Annotated in this window: 12 protein-coding genes; 8 read left to right on the top strand and 4 right to left on the bottom strand. The window is 57.6% G+C overall.

Annotation, left to right across the window (positions count from 1 at the left end):
* Nucleotides 1-35: 35 nt before the first annotated feature.
* A complete protein-coding gene (locus tag ACZ5Q2_RS18055) occupies nucleotides 36-2213 on the bottom strand; it encodes a putative bifunctional diguanylate cyclase/phosphodiesterase (protein ID WP_432210614.1) in 2178 nt (725 codons plus the stop codon).
* Nucleotides 2214-2234: 21 nt separating this feature from the next.
* Nucleotides 2235-4199: an HDOD domain-containing protein gene (locus ACZ5Q2_RS18050; RefSeq protein ID WP_432210615.1), complete on the bottom strand. Its 1965-nt coding sequence runs from the start codon at nucleotides 4197-4199 to the stop codon at nucleotides 2235-2237.
* Nucleotides 4200-4437: 238 nt separating this feature from the next.
* On the opposite strand from ACZ5Q2_RS18050, the gene ACZ5Q2_RS18045 reads away from it, so the two are divergent.
* From ACZ5Q2_RS18045 to ACZ5Q2_RS18025, 5 genes are all read left to right on the top strand, one after another.
* The gene (locus tag ACZ5Q2_RS18045; protein ID WP_432210616.1) at nucleotides 4438-5754 is read left to right on the top strand and encodes a MinD/ParA family ATP-binding protein; all 1317 of its coding nucleotides are present in this window, start codon (nucleotides 4438-4440) and stop codon (nucleotides 5752-5754) included.
* Nucleotides 5755-6008: 254 nt separating this feature from the next.
* On the top strand, nucleotides 6009-7547 hold the full coding sequence (locus ACZ5Q2_RS18040) for a fatty acyl-CoA reductase (protein ID WP_432210617.1): 1539 nt from the start codon (nucleotides 6009-6011) through the stop codon (nucleotides 7545-7547).
* Between the two features lie 300 nt (nucleotides 7548-7847).
* Nucleotides 7848-9797 (top strand): acetate--CoA ligase, encoded by a 1950-nt coding sequence (acs, locus tag ACZ5Q2_RS18035; RefSeq protein ID WP_061332254.1) that lies wholly within the window; start codon nucleotides 7848-7850, stop codon nucleotides 9795-9797.
* A 41-nt stretch (nucleotides 9798-9838) separates the two neighbouring features.
* A complete protein-coding gene (locus tag ACZ5Q2_RS18030) occupies nucleotides 9839-10504 on the top strand; it encodes a LuxR C-terminal-related transcriptional regulator (RefSeq protein WP_058090659.1) in 666 nt (221 codons plus the stop codon).
* A gap of 339 nt (nucleotides 10505-10843) precedes the next feature.
* The gene (locus ACZ5Q2_RS18025; RefSeq protein WP_432210618.1) at nucleotides 10844-11929 is read left to right on the top strand and encodes a fatty acid desaturase family protein; all 1086 of its coding nucleotides are present in this window, start codon (nucleotides 10844-10846) and stop codon (nucleotides 11927-11929) included.
* A 341-nt stretch (nucleotides 11930-12270) separates the two neighbouring features.
* Here ACZ5Q2_RS18025 and ACZ5Q2_RS18020 read toward each other — a convergent pair whose 3' ends face one another.
* Nucleotides 12271-13248, bottom strand: coding sequence for a D-2-hydroxyacid dehydrogenase (locus ACZ5Q2_RS18020; protein ID WP_432210619.1), 978 nt, complete (start codon nucleotides 13246-13248; stop codon nucleotides 12271-12273).
* A 204-nt stretch (nucleotides 13249-13452) separates the two neighbouring features.
* Here ACZ5Q2_RS18020 and ACZ5Q2_RS18015 point away from each other — a divergent pair, with 204 nt between their 5' ends.
* The 3 genes from ACZ5Q2_RS18015 to ACZ5Q2_RS18005 all read left to right on the top strand — a co-directional run bounded on the left by ACZ5Q2_RS18015 (nucleotide 13453) and on the right by ACZ5Q2_RS18005 (nucleotide 15535).
* Nucleotides 13453-14679: a pyridoxal phosphate-dependent aminotransferase gene (locus ACZ5Q2_RS18015; RefSeq protein ID WP_061332245.1), complete on the top strand. Its 1227-nt coding sequence runs from the start codon at nucleotides 13453-13455 to the stop codon at nucleotides 14677-14679.
* A 6-nt stretch (nucleotides 14680-14685) separates the two neighbouring features.
* Nucleotides 14686-14877 carry a CPXCG motif-containing cysteine-rich protein gene (locus tag ACZ5Q2_RS18010; protein ID WP_058090649.1) on the top strand — a complete coding sequence of 64 codons (192 nt, stop codon included), beginning with the start codon at nucleotides 14686-14688 and terminating at the stop codon, nucleotides 14875-14877.
* 85 nt (nucleotides 14878-14962) lie between these two features.
* Nucleotides 14963-15535, top strand: a complete 573-nt coding sequence (locus ACZ5Q2_RS18005) for a YceB family lipoprotein (RefSeq protein WP_058090648.1) — start codon at nucleotides 14963-14965, stop codon at nucleotides 15533-15535.
* Nucleotides 15536-15619: 84 nt separating this feature from the next.
* Here ACZ5Q2_RS18005 and ACZ5Q2_RS18000 read toward each other — a convergent pair whose 3' ends face one another.
* The gene (locus tag ACZ5Q2_RS18000) at nucleotides 15620-16879 is read right to left on the bottom strand and encodes an aspartate aminotransferase family protein (RefSeq protein ID WP_058090647.1); all 1260 of its coding nucleotides are present in this window, start codon (nucleotides 16877-16879) and stop codon (nucleotides 15620-15622) included.
* Between the last annotated feature and the right edge of the window lie 11 nt (nucleotides 16880-16890).

Genomic DNA, 16890 nt, shown 5'->3' with positions numbered 1-16890 from the left:
GTTTTAGTTAGGAGTGTCCTACAATCGAAAGCCGGTTATCCGGTGTGGGCGAAGGCCAGACCATCGCGGCTCAGCAGCCGGTCAATATCGGCCGCTGGCCGGGCGGGGCCGTAGAAGAATCCCTGCACCTGATGGCAGCCCAGGCTTGTCAGGTAGTTGAGCTGGTCGTCTGTTTCCACGCCCTCGGCGACGATCTCCAGTTTCAGGCCGTGGGCCATGGCAACGATGGCGTTCACTATGCAGGCGCCGTCCTCTCCGCTGCGAATGGCCCTGACAAAGGATTGATCCACTTTCAGGGTGTGGATGGGCAGCCGGTGCAAATAGTTGAGGGAGGAGTAGCCGGTGCCGAAGTCGTCAATGGCAATGCGTACACCGCAATCCGCCAGTTCTTTCAGTTTCCGGCTGATCTGTTCCAGATCGTTCATGATCACGTTCTCGGTGATCTCGATTTCCAGATTGCCGGCAGGAAAACGATGGGACTGGACCTGCTCCAGCAATGTCTCGACAAAGCGCGGATGCTCTACCTGGCTGGGTGACAGGTTGACCGCCAGGCGCAGGTTCGGATGCCCGCTGTTGATCCAGTGTCCTACGTCTCTGCAGGCCTGGTCCAGCACCCGTTCACTGAGCTTGCCGATTAGCCGGGTTTCTTCCGCCAGTGGCAGGAAGTCGCCCGGATAGATCAGCCCCCGTTCCGGATGTTGCCATCGCACCAGAGCCTCCAGCCCTACCACCTGGTTGGTCTTGGAGCAGACTTGAGGCTGGTAGAACACCCTGAGTTCGTCCCGCTCCAGGGCCAGCCGTAAATCCCGCTCAAGGCTGAGCCGGTTGGCGGTATTGATGCTCATGCTGTCGGAATAGAAACGATAGCCATCTTTACCGCGGGCTTTGACGTGATACATGGCAATATCCGCGTTCTGGATCAGCTGGTCCATGGAGTTTCCAGCATCCGGGAACACTGCGATGCCAATACTGACCCCCACAAAGACTTCATGGTTACCCAGCTGGAAAGGATCTTTCAGGGTTTGTATCAGTTTCCTGGCAATGCTCCGGGCGTCTTCCGGGCTATTTACCGAGGGCAGCAGCAGGGTGAATTCGTCGCCACCGAAGCGCGACAGGGTGTCGCCCCGTCGCAGGCATTTCTCGAGCCTGTGGGTCACGGCTTGCAGCAGGCGGTCACCCATGGCGTGGCCGAGGGTGTCGTTCACCACCTTGAAGCGATCCAGGTCGAGGAACATGACGGCGAGTTTTTGCTTGGCCCGCCGAGCCTGGGTGATGGCCAGCTCCAGGCGATCTTTGAACAGGGCCCGGTTGGGCAGTCGGGTGAGCAGGTCGTGGTAGGCCTGGAAGTTGATGAACGCCTCCGCCTCCTTGCGTTCAGTGACATCCCGGGCGATGCCGTAATAACGGGCGGGCTGGGCTGTCGAGCCGCCACGGGTGTCGCCGGTCTGGGGCCAGGTTTGCGGGTCTACCGGGAAGGCGGTGATTTCGAAATGCCGGGTTGCCTTGCTGCTGCCGCGGGTTTTAAGCCGCACTTCCAGCGTTCTGGGGTTATCCACCGAGATGTCCGGCCCCTGAAGGGCGTAGGTGCCCCTGGCCACGTCCCGGTCGTCCAGAATGTGCCCGAAATGACGACCGCAGAGCTCCGAAGGCTGATAGCCCAGCAGGCTTTCCACCTTGTTGTTGATGAAACAGATATGACCGGTTTTATCGAGCATGAATACGATATCCGGTGAACTGTTGACGATGTAGCGGTGCAGGGCTTCGGATTTTTCCAGCCGGGTCTGGATCATTTCGTGGGCTTTGATCAGAGACTGTTTGCCCAGTACGCCCTCAACCGTGGTCAGCAGTTCCTCGGGATCAAACGGCTTGCGTATGTAGTCCAGGGCTCCCCGGCGCAATGCCCGGCTGACGGTTCCGAAAGATCCTTCGCCGCTGACCACAACCACACCGCAATCCGGCTGGTGGCTGGCTATGCGCTCCATCACCGCAAAACCATCGGTGTCGGGCATGTTGAGGTCGAGCAGTGCCAGGTCAAAGGCCTTGCAGGCCAGTTGTTCACAAGCCTGTTTTCCGCCATTGGCTTCGGTTACGTCGAAACCTCGGCCTCTCAGTAAGTTGGCCAGGCTGGCCAGGAGGCGTGGTTCGTCATCGGCTATCAGAATCCTGGCCGGTTCGGACCCATGGAAGGGCTGCTTGCTCTGCTCTAATGCCATTGGTCTGCTTCCGCTAATTCGTCAGTCGGTACCATGCTTGTTGTGGCCTGCCGCCGGGAGCAGGATCCGGAAGGTAGTGCCTTCCTGCCCCGTGTGACAAGCGATGATGCCCTCCATGTCATCAATCAGTTGCTTGACAATGCTCAGGCCAAGGCCGCTGTGGCCCTGGCCCTTCGAACTGGCTACCGGCGCATACAGGTTGCGCCTGACGGCCTCGGGAATGCCGGGGCCATTATCGGTAATTTGCAATTCAACCCAGCGGCGCTGGTTCTGGAATATAGGTGCTGCTGTACTCAAGGAAATCTCGCCATTGCCGGGCTCCAGGCTCTCAACGGCGTTGCGGATCAGATTGATGATGATCTGCCGGACGGCAGAGGCGCTGCCCTGCACCTGGGTGTCCTCACGGCACGGCCTCAGTTTGAGGGTGCGGTCGTTGCCGTTGAACAGGCTGTCCTGAAGGATGCGGGCAAGGCTTTCAAGCTCCCGGTTCAGGTCTGTACCGCTGGTAGTGCCGGGCGCATCGCCGGTGCTGATTTGCAGCAACAGATAGCCTGCCCGATCCAGTTCCTCCTGGATTATGCCGAGGTCTTCCTGGACGGTCTCATCATGCATCCGGGCACGAAGCTGGAAAATGTACTGTTTGATGATGGTCAGGGGGTTGCTGACTTCATGTACCTGGCGACGTATCCGGTCGTGGGCGATCTGGCTGTCGACGCCTGGCCCTTCGGTTGTCTGACCTTCAATCAGCTGCGTAAGCTCGTGGATGAACAGCCGAACCAGCTGGGTAGTGACCTCCATTGATTCGGAGTCGGTGCCCAGGGCAAAGATCGCGTGTCTTTGCCCACCCTGCTGAACAGGAATCGCCAGGAGAGACGGCGTTCTCAGAATGGCCAGCAGTTGCCGGTCAAGTACGCTGGGCTCACGTTCGTTCAGGCTGACCAGAGTGCCGCCGTTCCACGCATCGCTCAGGACGCTGCCGCCAGGCTGGGGCGACAGGCGCAGGTCCGGAAGGTTGGCGCCGGTACCGGAAAGCAGCCTGAGCTCCTCTGCCTCGGGGCCAAAGCACAGGGCCGGCAGTCCGGTCAGGACGCCCAGACTGCTGACGGTACTGGCGATCAGATCGCACGGGGTCGTGCTGTCTGTGGCTCGCAGCTCAAGGGTTTTGCTGGCGATCGCCTGGTGTATCAGGGTTTGCCTGAGCTGCCGGGCGCCTTCCTCACTCTGGTAGGCGGTGTCCAGAGGAATTCCGAAGGAGGCCGCCATGGTGGCTACTTCATCGTTGATTCTGTCGCAGATTTCCCGTGTCAGGTCTTCCTGCAACCCAAAGATCGTTCCTGCAGCAGCAATGCCCGCTGAGTCTGAGAGGGCAAGCCGGGTCGACAGGCTGATCAGTTTCACCAGGTGGCTGGCGTCCCGGAGCTGGGTTGGTAGCGACTGCTGATATCGCATGGCGTCTGCCGCCAACGGTCCTAACCCCCATACGGTTACAAAATGGGCGGCAATCTCATTCTGGTGGTTGAGGATGTCCTGTTTTCGTTCCTGGGGCTGGGTCTTGATGGCGATCAGTTCACCAATGTTGTGAACCATGCCAAGCAGGAACGCTTCTTCAGGGCTTGGGTAGCGTGTCAGTGTGGCCAGGGCCCGGGCGGTCAGGGCTGTGGTCAGAGAGTGGCGCCAGAAATCCCTCAGTTGCTGCCACTCGTCGCCGCCGAGTTCAAATAGCAATTGTCGCAATGCCGATGTCAGCAGCAGGGTCTGGAAGCGGCGGGTGCCCAGGCGAAGCAGTGCCTGCTCAATGGAGCGGATGGGAGGATTACTTCTGTACAGGGCGGAGTTGGCTAATGACAGGAGTCGGGCGACGAGTGCGGTGTCCGTGGCGACAATCTGACTGATCTCGCGGTAACTGTCTCCGGCATGACATGCTTTCAGCGCCCGCAGGGTTACCTCCGGCAGGCTCGGTAGTTGAAGATCAGCTGCAATATCCATCGCATTACTCATCGCGCGCCCTTTGTCCCTGCCCCGCGCCATCGTATGTGCGGGTAAGGTTCCCTGTTCTGTATCAAAGTTTTATGACAGGGTGTTCATTCTTCTTGTAAGTCAGTGAGCTTAGACAATAATCCGCCAGTGTTAAACCGTTACTGCTGATTTTTTAAGCAGGGTATTTCAAGTCTGTGATATGTGTACCCTTTTTACAGGTTAAAATGTCGCTTATAGTGACAAGTCTATGGATTCGTCTGTTTTCGGTTGCTCAAGCTACGAGGGAAGGCAAAAGGTGCGCCAACCAAGAACCATCGCGGTAACAGGCGGTAAAGGTGGAGTGGGAAAGACCACCGTTGCCGTCAATCTGGCGCTTGCCCTGGCCAAAGCCGGGCAGAAAGTGCTGTTGCTGGACGCGGACACAGACCTTGCCAACGTGAGTCTTTTGGTGGGGCTTTATCCGGAACGCACGCTTGCCGATGTGATCGCCGGCCAGTGTGGTCTGGCTGGTGCCATTCTGCAAACCCACTATGGGCTGGACATTGTTCCAGGTGCCTCCGGGGTTCAGTCGTGTATGGAGATGACCCGCGAAGACAGCCTGAAGCTCCTGAAGTCGCTGCATGAGCTGGAGCATTGTTACGATTATGTGATTATTGATACGGCATCAGGGCTGCAGACTGTAGGTCTTCATATGATCGCAGCGGCAGAGTTGGCCTGTGTGGTTGTAACCCCGGACCCAGCCTCACTCACCGATGCTTTCTCCCTAATGAAAGTTCTCAAGCGCCGAGGTTACAGGCGCAAGCCGTCCGTGATCGTCAACATGGCACAAGGCGCCAGCCAGGCACGATCGGTGTTCCAGCGTCTGAACGGTGCCTGCCAGCGGCATCTGCAGTGGACATTGCATTACCTGGGGGCACTTTGGCGGGATGAAACGCTTCGGCAGTCCGTGCTCAATCAACACCCGGTGACCCTGCTGCCCACCTCTGACCCCTCCTGCCGGCAGTTTCACACCCTGGCGGAAATGCTCAATGTTCACCTGGCGGCACTGCCTCGGCGCAAAGCCGGTATAGCGGCATACTGGCATCAGGCCGCGCGCCGGCAAACCGGGCAGGCTGAAGCCGCCATTCCCGGCGGTGAATCCGTTGGCGAGCAATGTCGGGCCCTGGTCGGGCAGTTGGAAAAATTACTGGCAGCAAAGCCGGACGATGCCATGCTCCGGTATGACGCATTTACCCGCCTTTTTGCACTGTTGGGGCGCAACCCTGATGCCGATACCGTGGAGATCGTACAAACCGGGTTGGCATCAATGAAATGGGAGCATCTGTGCCAGGTAGACCGGGATAGACTGGCGGCCCACCTGCGGCACCTGGCCGATGATCTGGCGTCACCCTCGGCTAAGCCGGAGCCTGCTGTATTGCCTCGAGGGGTGGAGGGACCACTGTACGATCGAGTCAGTTTTGGCGAGCAGGATCAATTACTTCGGGTGCTGCGGGAGAAACCTTCGGATGTTTCCCTGGATGACCTCTTGCGTTCACTGGCAGGCAGGGATCCTACCCGATCGTGAACGAGCCAAGAGTATGTGCCCACTTGCTGGTCATTTTTTTAAGGATTTATGTGTCGTAATTTTGCAGTCTGTCACCGCCCTGTAACGATCATTGTGCAAGAATTGATCGAAATCGTGGCCCGCATTATGCAGGCAGCTCTGACAGGCGGATGCAAAACGGATGCATACATGTCGGGGCAAAGGAAACCGGCCCCCCGCGACTTTTGACCGGCGTTGATCGCTGGTGACATCGATCTCAGAGAAGGAGTTCTACCATGGCAAACCAGCAAGTGAATCAAAAAGAGTCTTCGTCGAAGGTGCTCGGGCAGCTCCGCGGCAAGCGGGTGCTGATTACCGGAACCACCGGCTTCCTGGGAAAGGTGGTTCTGGAGAAGCTGATCAGGTCCGTCCCGGACATTGGTGGCATTTACTTGCTGATTCGGGGCAATAAACGTCATCCTGATGCCCGCAGCCGCTTTGATAATGAAATTGCCACGTCATCGGTATTTGATCGCTTGAGGAGTGTCGATGCAGACTGGTTTGAAACCTTCCTCGAAGAGCGGGTTCATTGCATTACCGGTGAAGTGACGGAACCTTGTTTCGGTATGGGTGAGGACGCCTGGCAGAAACTGGCCGGAGAACTGGATGCCGTGATCAACTCTGCTGCCAGCGTGAACTTCCGGGAGGAGCTGGACAAAGCCCTGACGATCAACACCCTGTGTCTTGAGAATATCGCCGGGCTGGCCCGGCAGAATGCGGAGCTGGCAGTTCTGCAGGTGTCTACCTGCTATGTTAACGGCATGAATTCCGGGCCGGTCACCGAATCGGTGATCAAGCCCGCAGGTGAGTCAGTTCCCCGCTCAAGCGAGGGGTATTACGAGATTGAAGAGCTGGTGCAGTTACTGCAAGACAAGATTGCCGATGTTCGCGCCCGCTACTCTGGCAAAACCCTTGAAAAGAAATTGGTGGACCTGGGTATTCGGGAAGCAAACCGCTACGGCTGGAGCGACACTTATACCTTTACCAAGTGGTTGGGCGAACAGCTTTTGATGAAGGCGCTGAACGGCCGCAGCCTGACCATTGTTCGGCCCTCCATCATTGAAAGTGCCCTGGAAGAGCCTGCCCCTGGCTGGATTGAGGGGGTCAAGGTAGCGGATGCCATTATCCTGGCCTATGCCCGGGAGAAGGTGACCCTGTTCCCGGGTAAGCGCTCGGGTGTGATTGATGTCATTCCGGTGGACCTGGTGGCCAATGCGATTGTTTTGTCGCTTTCCGAAGGCCTGGCAGAACCTGGTCGGCGGAGGATCTACCAGTGCTGCAGTGGCAGCTCCAATCCGGTCTCACTGGGGCAGTTCATCGACCACCTGATGGCGGAATCCAAAGCCAATTACGCCGCCTACGATCATCTGTTCTACCGGCAGCCCAGCAAGCCGTTCATTGCGGTTAACCGTACCCTGTTTGACCTGGTGGTCAGCGGTGTGCGCCTGCCCCTGAGTGTGACAGACAAGGTACTGAAGTTGTTGGGTAATTCCCGTGACCTGAAAATGCTCAAGAACCTGGATACCACCCAGTCACTGGCCACTATTTTTGGTTTTTACACAGCCCCGGATTACGTCTTCCACAACGATGAACTGCAGGCGTTGTCTGCCAGAATGGGTGAGGTCGACAAGGGGCTTTTCCCGGTGGATGCACGCCAAATTGATTGGGAAGTCTATCTGCGCAAGATCCACCTGGCGGGTTTGAACCGCTATGCCCTGAAAGAAAGAAAGGTCTACAGTCTTCGGGCTACCAAGCAGCGCAAAAAAGCTGCCTGATCATCCTTCCTGGGTCCGGCCAGCGGCCGGGCCTGCTCTCCCCACGTCATGTTTTGCCATTCCCCGATCTGCAACTATTCTTGATAAAGCCGCTGTTAAAGCTGCTAAGCCCTGCCTTGATCGACGCATTGCTGAACAGGTTAGCCCGAAAATGGCGGTAGGTTAGGACGTTAGTCTAATTCATTGTGCGGTGGCACACATGTTGAACTACATGCATCTGTCTTAAGGGCAAAAATCGCCCGACCACCCTGAATTTAAAAAACCGACAATGACAACAGACTCTGATTAAGGGGGAGCACAATGACTGATAAACAGGTATATCCGGTGAGTCCGGAAGTTGCCGAGCGTGCACTGGTCAGCAAAGAGCAGTATGAAGCAATGTATCGCCAGTCAGTAGAAGACCCGGATACGTTCTGGGGTGAGCACGGCAAGCGACTTGACTGGATCAAGCCCTACAGCAAGGTCAAGAACAGCACCTACGATTACAACAACCTGTCCATCAAATGGTTTGAAGACGGTGTACTGAACGCCTCCGCCAACTGTCTGGACCGCCACCTGGAGAAACGCGGTGATCAGACGGCCATCATCTTTGAAGGTGACGATCCTTCGGTATCCCGTAACGTTACCTACCGGGAGCTTTACGAAGAGACCTGCAAGTTTGCCAATGCGCTCAAAGCCCAGGGCGTTAAGAAAGGTGATGTGGTCACCATCTACATGCCGATGATCGTGCAGACCGCGGTTGCCATGTTGGCCTGTGCCCGGATCGGTGCGATTCACTCGGTGGTGTTCGGTGGCTTCTCCCCGGAAGCACTCGCGGCCCGGGTGGTTAACGGCAAATCCCGTTTTGTGATTACCGCTGATGAAGGTTTGCGCGGTGGCCGTGCCATCCCGTTGAAGAAGAACGTGGATCACGCGCTCAAGCACGAGGAAGACGCCAAGGTCGACAAGGTGATCGTGGTTACCCACACCGGCAACAAAGAAGTCCCCTGGACCGAAGGCCGTGACGTTCGTTACGAAGACCTGATCAAAGATGCGCCGGCCGAGTGTAAGCCGGAGCCGATGAACGCGGAAGACCCTCTGTTCATGCTCTATACCTCCGGTTCCACCGGTGCGCCGAAGGGCGTTCTGCACACCACTGGCGGTTACATGGTCTATGCCTCCATGACCCACCAGTATGTGTTCGACTACCACGACGGTGACGTTTACTGGTGTACCGCCGACTTTGGTTGGGTAACCGGCCACAGCTACATTCTGTACGGCCCGCTGGCCAATGGCGCCATCACCCTGCTGTTTGAAGGTGTGCCCAACTACCCGGACAGCTCCCGCATGGGCCAGGTTGTCGACAAGCACAAGGTCAACATCCTGTACACCGCGCCCACCGCCATCCGTGCGCTGATGGCCCAGGGTGAGTCCTGTATGGACGGCACTAACCGCGAAAGCCTCAAACTCTTGGGTTCGGTGGGTGAGCCGATCAACCCGGAGGCGTGGGAGTGGTACCACCGGGTCATTGGTAACAGCAAGTGCCCGATTGTGGACACCTGGTGGCAGACCGAGACCGGCGGCATTCTGATTTCTCCGCTGCCTGGTGCGGTCGACCTGAAGCCGGGTTCCGCCACCAAGCCGTTCTTCGGCGTTCAGCCGGCATTGGTGGATAACGAAGGCAACATCCTGGAAGGTAAGACCGAGGGTAACCTGGTCATCCTGGACAGCTGGCCGGGTCAGATGCGCACCATTTACGGTGATCACGAGCGGTTCATCCAGACCTACTTCAGCACCTACAAGGGCATGTACTTCACCGGCGACGGTGCCCGTCGCGATGAAGACGGCTACTACTGGATCACTGGCCGTGTGGATGACGTTCTGAATGTGTCCGGCCACCGCCTGGGTACTGCCGAGGTTGAGAGTGCTCTGGTGGCTCATGACAAGGTGGCCGAGGCTGCGGTGGTTGGCTACCCCCATGAAATCAAGGGGCAGGGCATATACGTGTACGTGACCCTGGTACAGGGTGAGGAGCCATCGGACGAGCTGAAGAAGGAGCTGGTTCAGTGGGTTCGTAAAGAAATTGGCCCGATTGCGTCTCCGGATGTGATTCAATGGGCGCCTGGACTGCCGAAAACTCGTTCTGGCAAGATTATGCGCAGGATTTTGCGTAAGATTGCTGCTAACGAGCACGATCAGTTGGGTGATACGTCTACCCTGGCTGATCCGGGCGTAGTGGATGATCTGATCAGCAGCCGGGCGTTCCAGTAACGCCGGCAGTTGACAGCCCTAACCTGTGAGGAATCTGTTGAATGACACAAACAATTATCGTCGCTGATGATCACCCGTTGTTTCGGGCTGCATTGAAACAAGCGGTCAATCAGGCGGTGCCGGATGTCGAGACTGTGGAGGTCGACAGCATCAAGTCACTGCAGGCGGCGGTAGAGTCGCACCCGGATGCAGACCTGATCCTGCTGGATCTGAATATGCCGGGTGCCCATGGTTTCTCGGGGCTGGTGTTCATGCGAGGCCAGTATCCGGGGTTGCCGGTGGTGGTTGTGTCTGGCTCCGAAGACTTGCAGGCCATGCGTCGCTCGATTGACTACGGTGCCTCCGGGTTTATTCCCAAGAGTGCACCGCTGCCAACCATTACCCTGGCCATTCAGGCGGTTCTGGAAGGCGATGTTTGGCTGCCTGAGGGCATAGCCGACAAGATTGAGCGGATGCAGTCTGAATCCACCGATTTCTCGGAGCGCCTGGCGTCTTTGACGCCGCAGCAGTTCCGGGTGTTGGGTATGTTGGCTGAGGGGCTTCTGAACAAGCAGATTGCTTATGATCTGGATGTGTCTGAGGCTACCATCAAGGCGCATATCACGGCGGTGTTCCGCAAGCTGGGTGTTCGTAACCGGACTCAGGCGGTGATTGCCATTCAGCAGATGGAGCTTGATCCTTCGGAGCAGTCGCTCTCGGGGGGCTGAGATTCAGCTTTTAGCAGATGTATTGAGAACGGGCGCCTTCGGGCGCCCGTTTTTTTGGAGTTAGGCGGTAGTCGGGATGGGCTTCTGAAACACGCTGTGAATACTTCCCTGTACGCTCCGCTCCGCCATCCCTGGCTCCGCAGGGTTTCAGAAGCCCATCCCGACTATCGCCCCGTACTCCGAGTGGTTTTCAGCGAACGCTTGTTTTTATTTTTCATGGGTTCTGTGATTTTTCTATTTTCCAGCCATTGTTTAGTTGTCTTTATTGGTATAAATTCAGCGCACACATGTACGCTGTAAATTTATTATTGTCGAAATTCAACTAAGCAAAGGTGAAAAATGAACGCAGCAGTGAAACCGGGAGCGGCGGAGGCCGTGGTGTATGGTAAGCCGGACGAGCGGGAGCTTCGGGACCGGATGAAGAAGGAGCTTCCCGCTGATACGTTCAAGGCCCAGACCTGGCGGGTGATCTGGTTCTTGCCCCTGCAGGCGATTATCTGGGGTGGGCTAGCGGCGATTCTGATGGCGGGGTTGCCGTGGTATGCCAATCTTGGCCTGGCGTTGCTGGTGGGGCATACCATTGGTTGCCAGGCTTTGTTGGCTCATGAGGTGTTGCACGGGGCATTGGGCATGAGCCGGCGTTGGCAGAATTTTTTTGGCTGGCTGGGGTTTGGTCCGTTGATGGTGCCACCGGAGTTCTGGCGTAAGTGGCACAACGTGGTGCATCACGGTAATACCAACACCGGAGATACAGATCCGGACAGCTTCGGCACGCTGCGCCGTTATAAAACCAATCCCGGGCAGAAGAAGTTTCACAAGCTGGCGCCGGGTTCAGGCACCTGGTACAGCTATCTGTTCCTGACCTATTCGTTCACTTTTCACGCCCAACTGGTGCTGTGGATTCAGGCGAAACACCGAAAGCAGTTCAAGGGCTTTAACCGCAATCTGGCCATTGCTCAGGTGTTCTTGTGTCTGGCGTTGTGGGTTGCTTTGGCGGTTGTCTCAGGCCCGCTGGCGGTGTTCACGGTGCTGATTCCGTTCATGATGGCCAATGCCTTGGGGCAGGGCTATATCCTGACCAATCACTTCCTGCGGCCGCAAACGCCCACGAACAATCCGTTGGATAACTCCATGAGCCTGCGAAGCAACCCGGTTCTCGATCGATTGCATTTCCGGTTCAGTCATCACATCGAACACCATTTCTTCCCGAAAATGGCCCATAACATGGCGCCGCGGGTTCGGAAGTGGTTGGAGGAAAATGAGCCTGAGCGTTACATGGCGATGCCTCATGGCAAGGCTCTGAAAATGCTCTACACCACGCCTCGGGTTTACAAGTCCGCCACGGAGCTTGTGGACCCCAACGACGAGACTCGTGTTTTCGACTTGTTGCCGTTGCAGCGGGAGTTTTCGGCGGCCAACCGATAACTTGGGGATGTGAGCGGGTCGGAGGGTGCCTTCCGAAACACGCAGTAAATACGTCCATGTAAGCTCCGCTCCGCCATCCCTGGCTCCGCAGGGTTTCGGAAGGCACCCTCCGACCCGCTCAGTCCAACCCGGGAGTTGGTTTCAGTGAGTCAGGAGCGGCGTCCGGCCGGCTTACTCGGAGGAGCGGATGACGGGGAGCCCTCTCACAAACCTTGCGGAGCCAGGGATGGCGGAGCAGAGCGTACAGGGAAGTATTCACAGCGTGTTTGTGAGAGGGCTCCCCGTTAGCCGCTCCGGACTCTGACCCAAACGGCAAAGAACCCGAGCGGCAATCACAAAGGCTAACCGGCGTACCCAAGTTCCTTGTTGACAAGGTTGAACAGCTCGCCACCCTTGTGCCAGCGGTCAAAGTTCTCCAGGAACTGGTCCGTCAGCGCCCGCTTCCAGCCGATGAAATCGCCCGCCATATGCGCCGTCATAATCACATTATCCCGCTCCCAGAGCGGATGATCTTCCGGTAACGGCTCCTCCTCGAACACATCGAGAGCCGCTCCGGCAATCTCACCATCGTCCAGAGCTTTGATAAGATCATCCGTCTTCACAATCGGCCCGCGGCCGATATTGATCAGCCTGGCTGACTTTTTCATCGCCGCAAACGCCTTGCTGTCGAACAGCCCTTCGGTTTGCGGTGTCAGTGGTGCGGCAATCACCACAAAGTCCGCATGGCTCAACTGGTCATACAATTCATCGTTGCCGTGCACCGCTACAAAGTCCGGGTCTTTCTGCCGGGGCGTGCGGGCAATGCCATGGGCATGCATGCCTGCGGCGTTAACCAGTCGGCCGATCTGACGGCCGATGGAGCCGGCGCCCACTACCAGCACCTGCTTGCCTTCGGCCCGCTCTGTGTCCCGATGCTTCCACTCGTGCTTCAGTTGTAAGCGGATGGACCGGGGGAAATCCTTGGCGAACATCAGAATGCTGCACAGCACATATTCCGCAATGGTCCGGTCGAAGATGCCCCGGGCATTGGTCACGGTAACGTCGCCTTTGATCAGTGCCGGGAACATGAGTGCATCGACACCGGCGCTGGTGGCGTGAATCCATTTCAACCGGTCTGCGGTTGGCCAGGCGGCTTCCAGAGCTTCAGTCCGGAAATCGGTCACCATCATGACATCGGTGCCGGGCAGGGTGTCCCGGAGTGTCTGTTCATCGCAGGCGAAGCGAACTTCCGCCCTGGCCTGAACGGCTTCTATGCCGGGAGGCGGTGCCTCGCCAGGCGCTGTCAGAACAGTGACAACCGGTTTGTTGGACGCTGTCATTTCACCTCCGCAGGAATCGCAACGATTGGTTTTAGTCCATCGTTGTAGTCTGGTAGGCGAGTGGGTGTGGGTCAACCTGGCTTGACGGATCCATTGCCTCGGCGGGTTTGTTCAGTCTTTAGTCCCACTGGCCTTGTACCGCTGATTTTTACTGACTAACCTGCAGGGGTAGGTCTTTATTTACCCTGTTATCGGGAGGTGCGTATGGCGGAATCCGCGAACAAGGATGCCGGCGAGACCAAGCCGCGGAAAGTGAAGTACCGCAAGACCAAGGCCAGCTGGAACCCGGCCATGCAGGCCATTCCTGTTTCGGGGATTCGCCGGCTGGTGAATATGGCATCCACCATGAAGGATGTGATTCACCTGTCGATAGGGCAGCCAGACCTGCCAACACCAAAGCATATTATTGATGCCTATATTGACGCGCTGAACGCCGGCCAAACTGGCTACACCATGGATGCCGGCCTGCCGGAACTGCTGGTGGCGCTACGGGATTACTATGGCAAGCGCTACAACCGCAAGCTCACCCGCGACAATATTCTGGTAACAAGCGGTGCCACCGAGGCCATGTACCTGGCCATTTCGGCGACCTCGGCGCCCGGTCGTCAGTTTATCGTGACGGACCCGTCGTTCCTGCTCTACGCACCCCTTATCCGGATGACCGGCGGTGAGGTGAAGTTTGTGCCCACCCGTGCTGAGAACAACCACCAGCTGGACCCGGATGATGTGATCCGGGCCATGGGGGCACGAACATTCGCTCTTATCCTGAATAACCCCAACAATCCGACCGGAGCGGTGTATCCCCGCAGTACCGTCGAGACGATTCTCGAGGAGTGCGCCTATCGCGGGATTCAGGTATACGCAGATGAGGTCTATGACCACCTGATCTTTGATGATGATGACTTTGCCAGCGTCCTGAACTGTTCTATGGATCTGGATAACATCATGTGCATCAGCAGCTTCTCCAAGACCTACAGCATGGCGGGTTTGCGGGTTGGTTGGGTCATCTCCAGCCAGGCGGCAATCAAGTCGCTACGGCGCTACCATATGTTTACCACCTCGGTGGCCAATACACCGTCGCAGTTTGCCGGCGTGGCTGCCCTGACGGCAGACCAGCAGTGCGTCCGCGACATGGTCGATATCTATCGCGAGCGTCGGGACAAGATTGTGGAGCTGATCGACCAGACTCCCTATCTGACCGGCTACAAGCCCGGCGGCGCATTCTTCGCTTTTCCGGATTTGCCGCCCCATGTGGATGGTTCTGATCTTGCGCTCCGGATGCTGAAGGAAACCGGGGTATGTGTGGTGCCGGGTGACGCCTTTGGTGAGCACTGCACCAATGCCCTGCGCTTCAGTTTCTCGACGACCTGTGAGCGGATGGAAGAGGCGTTCGACCGGATCATCCCCTGGATGGCCAAGCAGCAGTTCTGAGTTCGCATGTCTGCGCTTGATTCAGTGCTCGTTCAATGCCCTTACTGCTGGGAGACGCTGGAAATCAGCGTCGACCCCTCGGTGGCTGAACAGGAGTATGTCGAGGATTGCCAGGTGTGCTGTCAGCCCATCGTGCTGACCGTAACGTTTGATGAACGGCTGACCCCAACCGTGCAGGCCCGTGCTGAGAACGACTGACTCCCTCACCAATCGTTAATCAACACGGCTTGCGTGGAAGGCATGCCTGCCGCAGGATAGGGGGCTCGGTTTCAGAGAAAGAAAAATGAAAACATTCATGCAGGTTCGGGCCTGGTTCCCGGTTCTGGTGCTGGCAGTACTGGCCAGTGGTTGTGCGAGCATTTCACCTTATGCCATCTCCGAGGGCGAGATTGAGCGGCATCTCAAGCGGGCCGTGGCCGACTATGATCGGCAGCATTTGCAGAGTGGATCGCCGCTCAGCCTGAGTCTTAGTGATGCAGATATTACCCTGGGGCCGGATGGTCGCGATGTCGCGGTGATTGATCTTCGGGGGCAGGTGGCTTTGAACGCACTGATGGCCAAGCTGCCGGTGGACCTGGCGCTCAAGGTTGAAGGTGCACCAGTGTATGACAGTCAGGAAAAAGCGGTGTACATCCGCCGGCTCCAGCTTCTGGAGAGCTCCATTGATTCACCCTTTTTCAAGGGCGACCTGGCGCCGGTCACGGACAACGTGATGCGGGTGGTGGCCCAGATGCTGGAAACCATGCCGGTGTATCGCCTCAATGAGGAAGACTTTGCCCAGCGGATGCTGGGCATTGTGCCCGTGGATATCCGTGTTGCCCCCGGGCGCCTGGAGTTTGTCACCGCCGACAGATAATACCGCCGTGGTTCCAGGATAGGCTCTGTGAGAAAGGCCGGATGATGGATATCATCCGGCCTTTTTCGTTTCATGAAATGGGGCTCAGGCGGTGGCTTTCAGGGCCTCCTCGAAGATGCCGGTCGCTTCATCAATCTGGTTCTGGGTGACGATCAGTGGCGGCAGCCATCGGACGATTTCCTGGTAAGGCCCGCAGCGAAGCATCAGTAATCCCCGGTTTTCGCATTCCTTGAGGATCTTGCCGGCCCGTTCGCCATCGGGGCAGTCGCCCCGGCGCATTTCAACTCCGACCATCAGGCCTTTGCCCCGGACATCGGCCATCTCCGGATAATCCTTTTTCAGGGCATGCAAATTGTCCCACAGGCGTTTACCCATGCGGTCTGCGTTTTCCACGAGGCCCTCTTCGCGAATGACGTCGATGGTAGCAATAGCTGCCGCCGCAGCCACGGCGTTGCCTCCGTAGGTGCCACCCTGTGAACCGGGCCAGCCTTTGGACATGGTTTCCTCGGAAGCCGCCAGGGCAGAGATCGGGAAGCCGCTGGCCAGGCCTTTGGCGATCATGATGGCATCCGGGGTTACGCCAAAGTGTTCATGGGCCCAGAACTTCCCGCTGCGGCCGAAGCCGGCCTGCACTTCATCGAACACCAGCATGATGCCGTGTTTGTCGCAGCGTTCCCGAAGGCCCTTCAGGAAGCGGGCGTTGGCGGGTACGTAGCCGCCTTCACCCTGAACCGGCTCAATCAGCATGGCGGCGGTTTCCTTGGGGGCCGAATAAGTTACGAAGATTCTGTCCAGCTCCCGCAGGCAGAAGTCGGTGGCTTCGTCCAGGCTCCAGCCATAGTGAAAAGCGTGTGGAAAGGGGGCAACCACAACGCCACCCATCATCGGGCTGACACCGGCCCGAAGGGCAACGCTGGAGGTGGTCATGGACAATGACCCCATGGTGCGGCCATGGAAACCGCCATGGAATACAATCACGTTGGGGCGTCCGGTGGCCTGGCGAACCAGGCGAACCGCGCCCTCGGCCACCTCGGTGCCGGAGTTGGAGAAGAAAAAGGCATTCAGAGGGTCTGGTGTCAGCTCTCCGAGTTTTTCCGCCAGTTCCGGCAGCCTGGGGTTCATTACCGTGGTGGCCTGGGCGTGAATCATGGTAGCCACCTGTTTTTGGGCTGCGGCCACCACTTTCGGGTGGCAGTGGCCGGTGCTGGTGACACCGATGCCGGAGGTGAAATCCAGATACCGACGGCCCTCGGGGTCAATAATATAGGCGCCTTCGCCTTTGGCGGCAGTAATGCCGGTAGCCTGCTTGAGCAGGGGAGACAGTTTGCCTTTATGGTCGGTCATGGGCACCTCCC

This window comes from Marinobacter alkaliphilus, from assembly GCF_055394375.1.
Note: the sequence above shows the minus strand (reverse complement) of the source record. Positions and strands in the feature narration are given on the sequence as shown.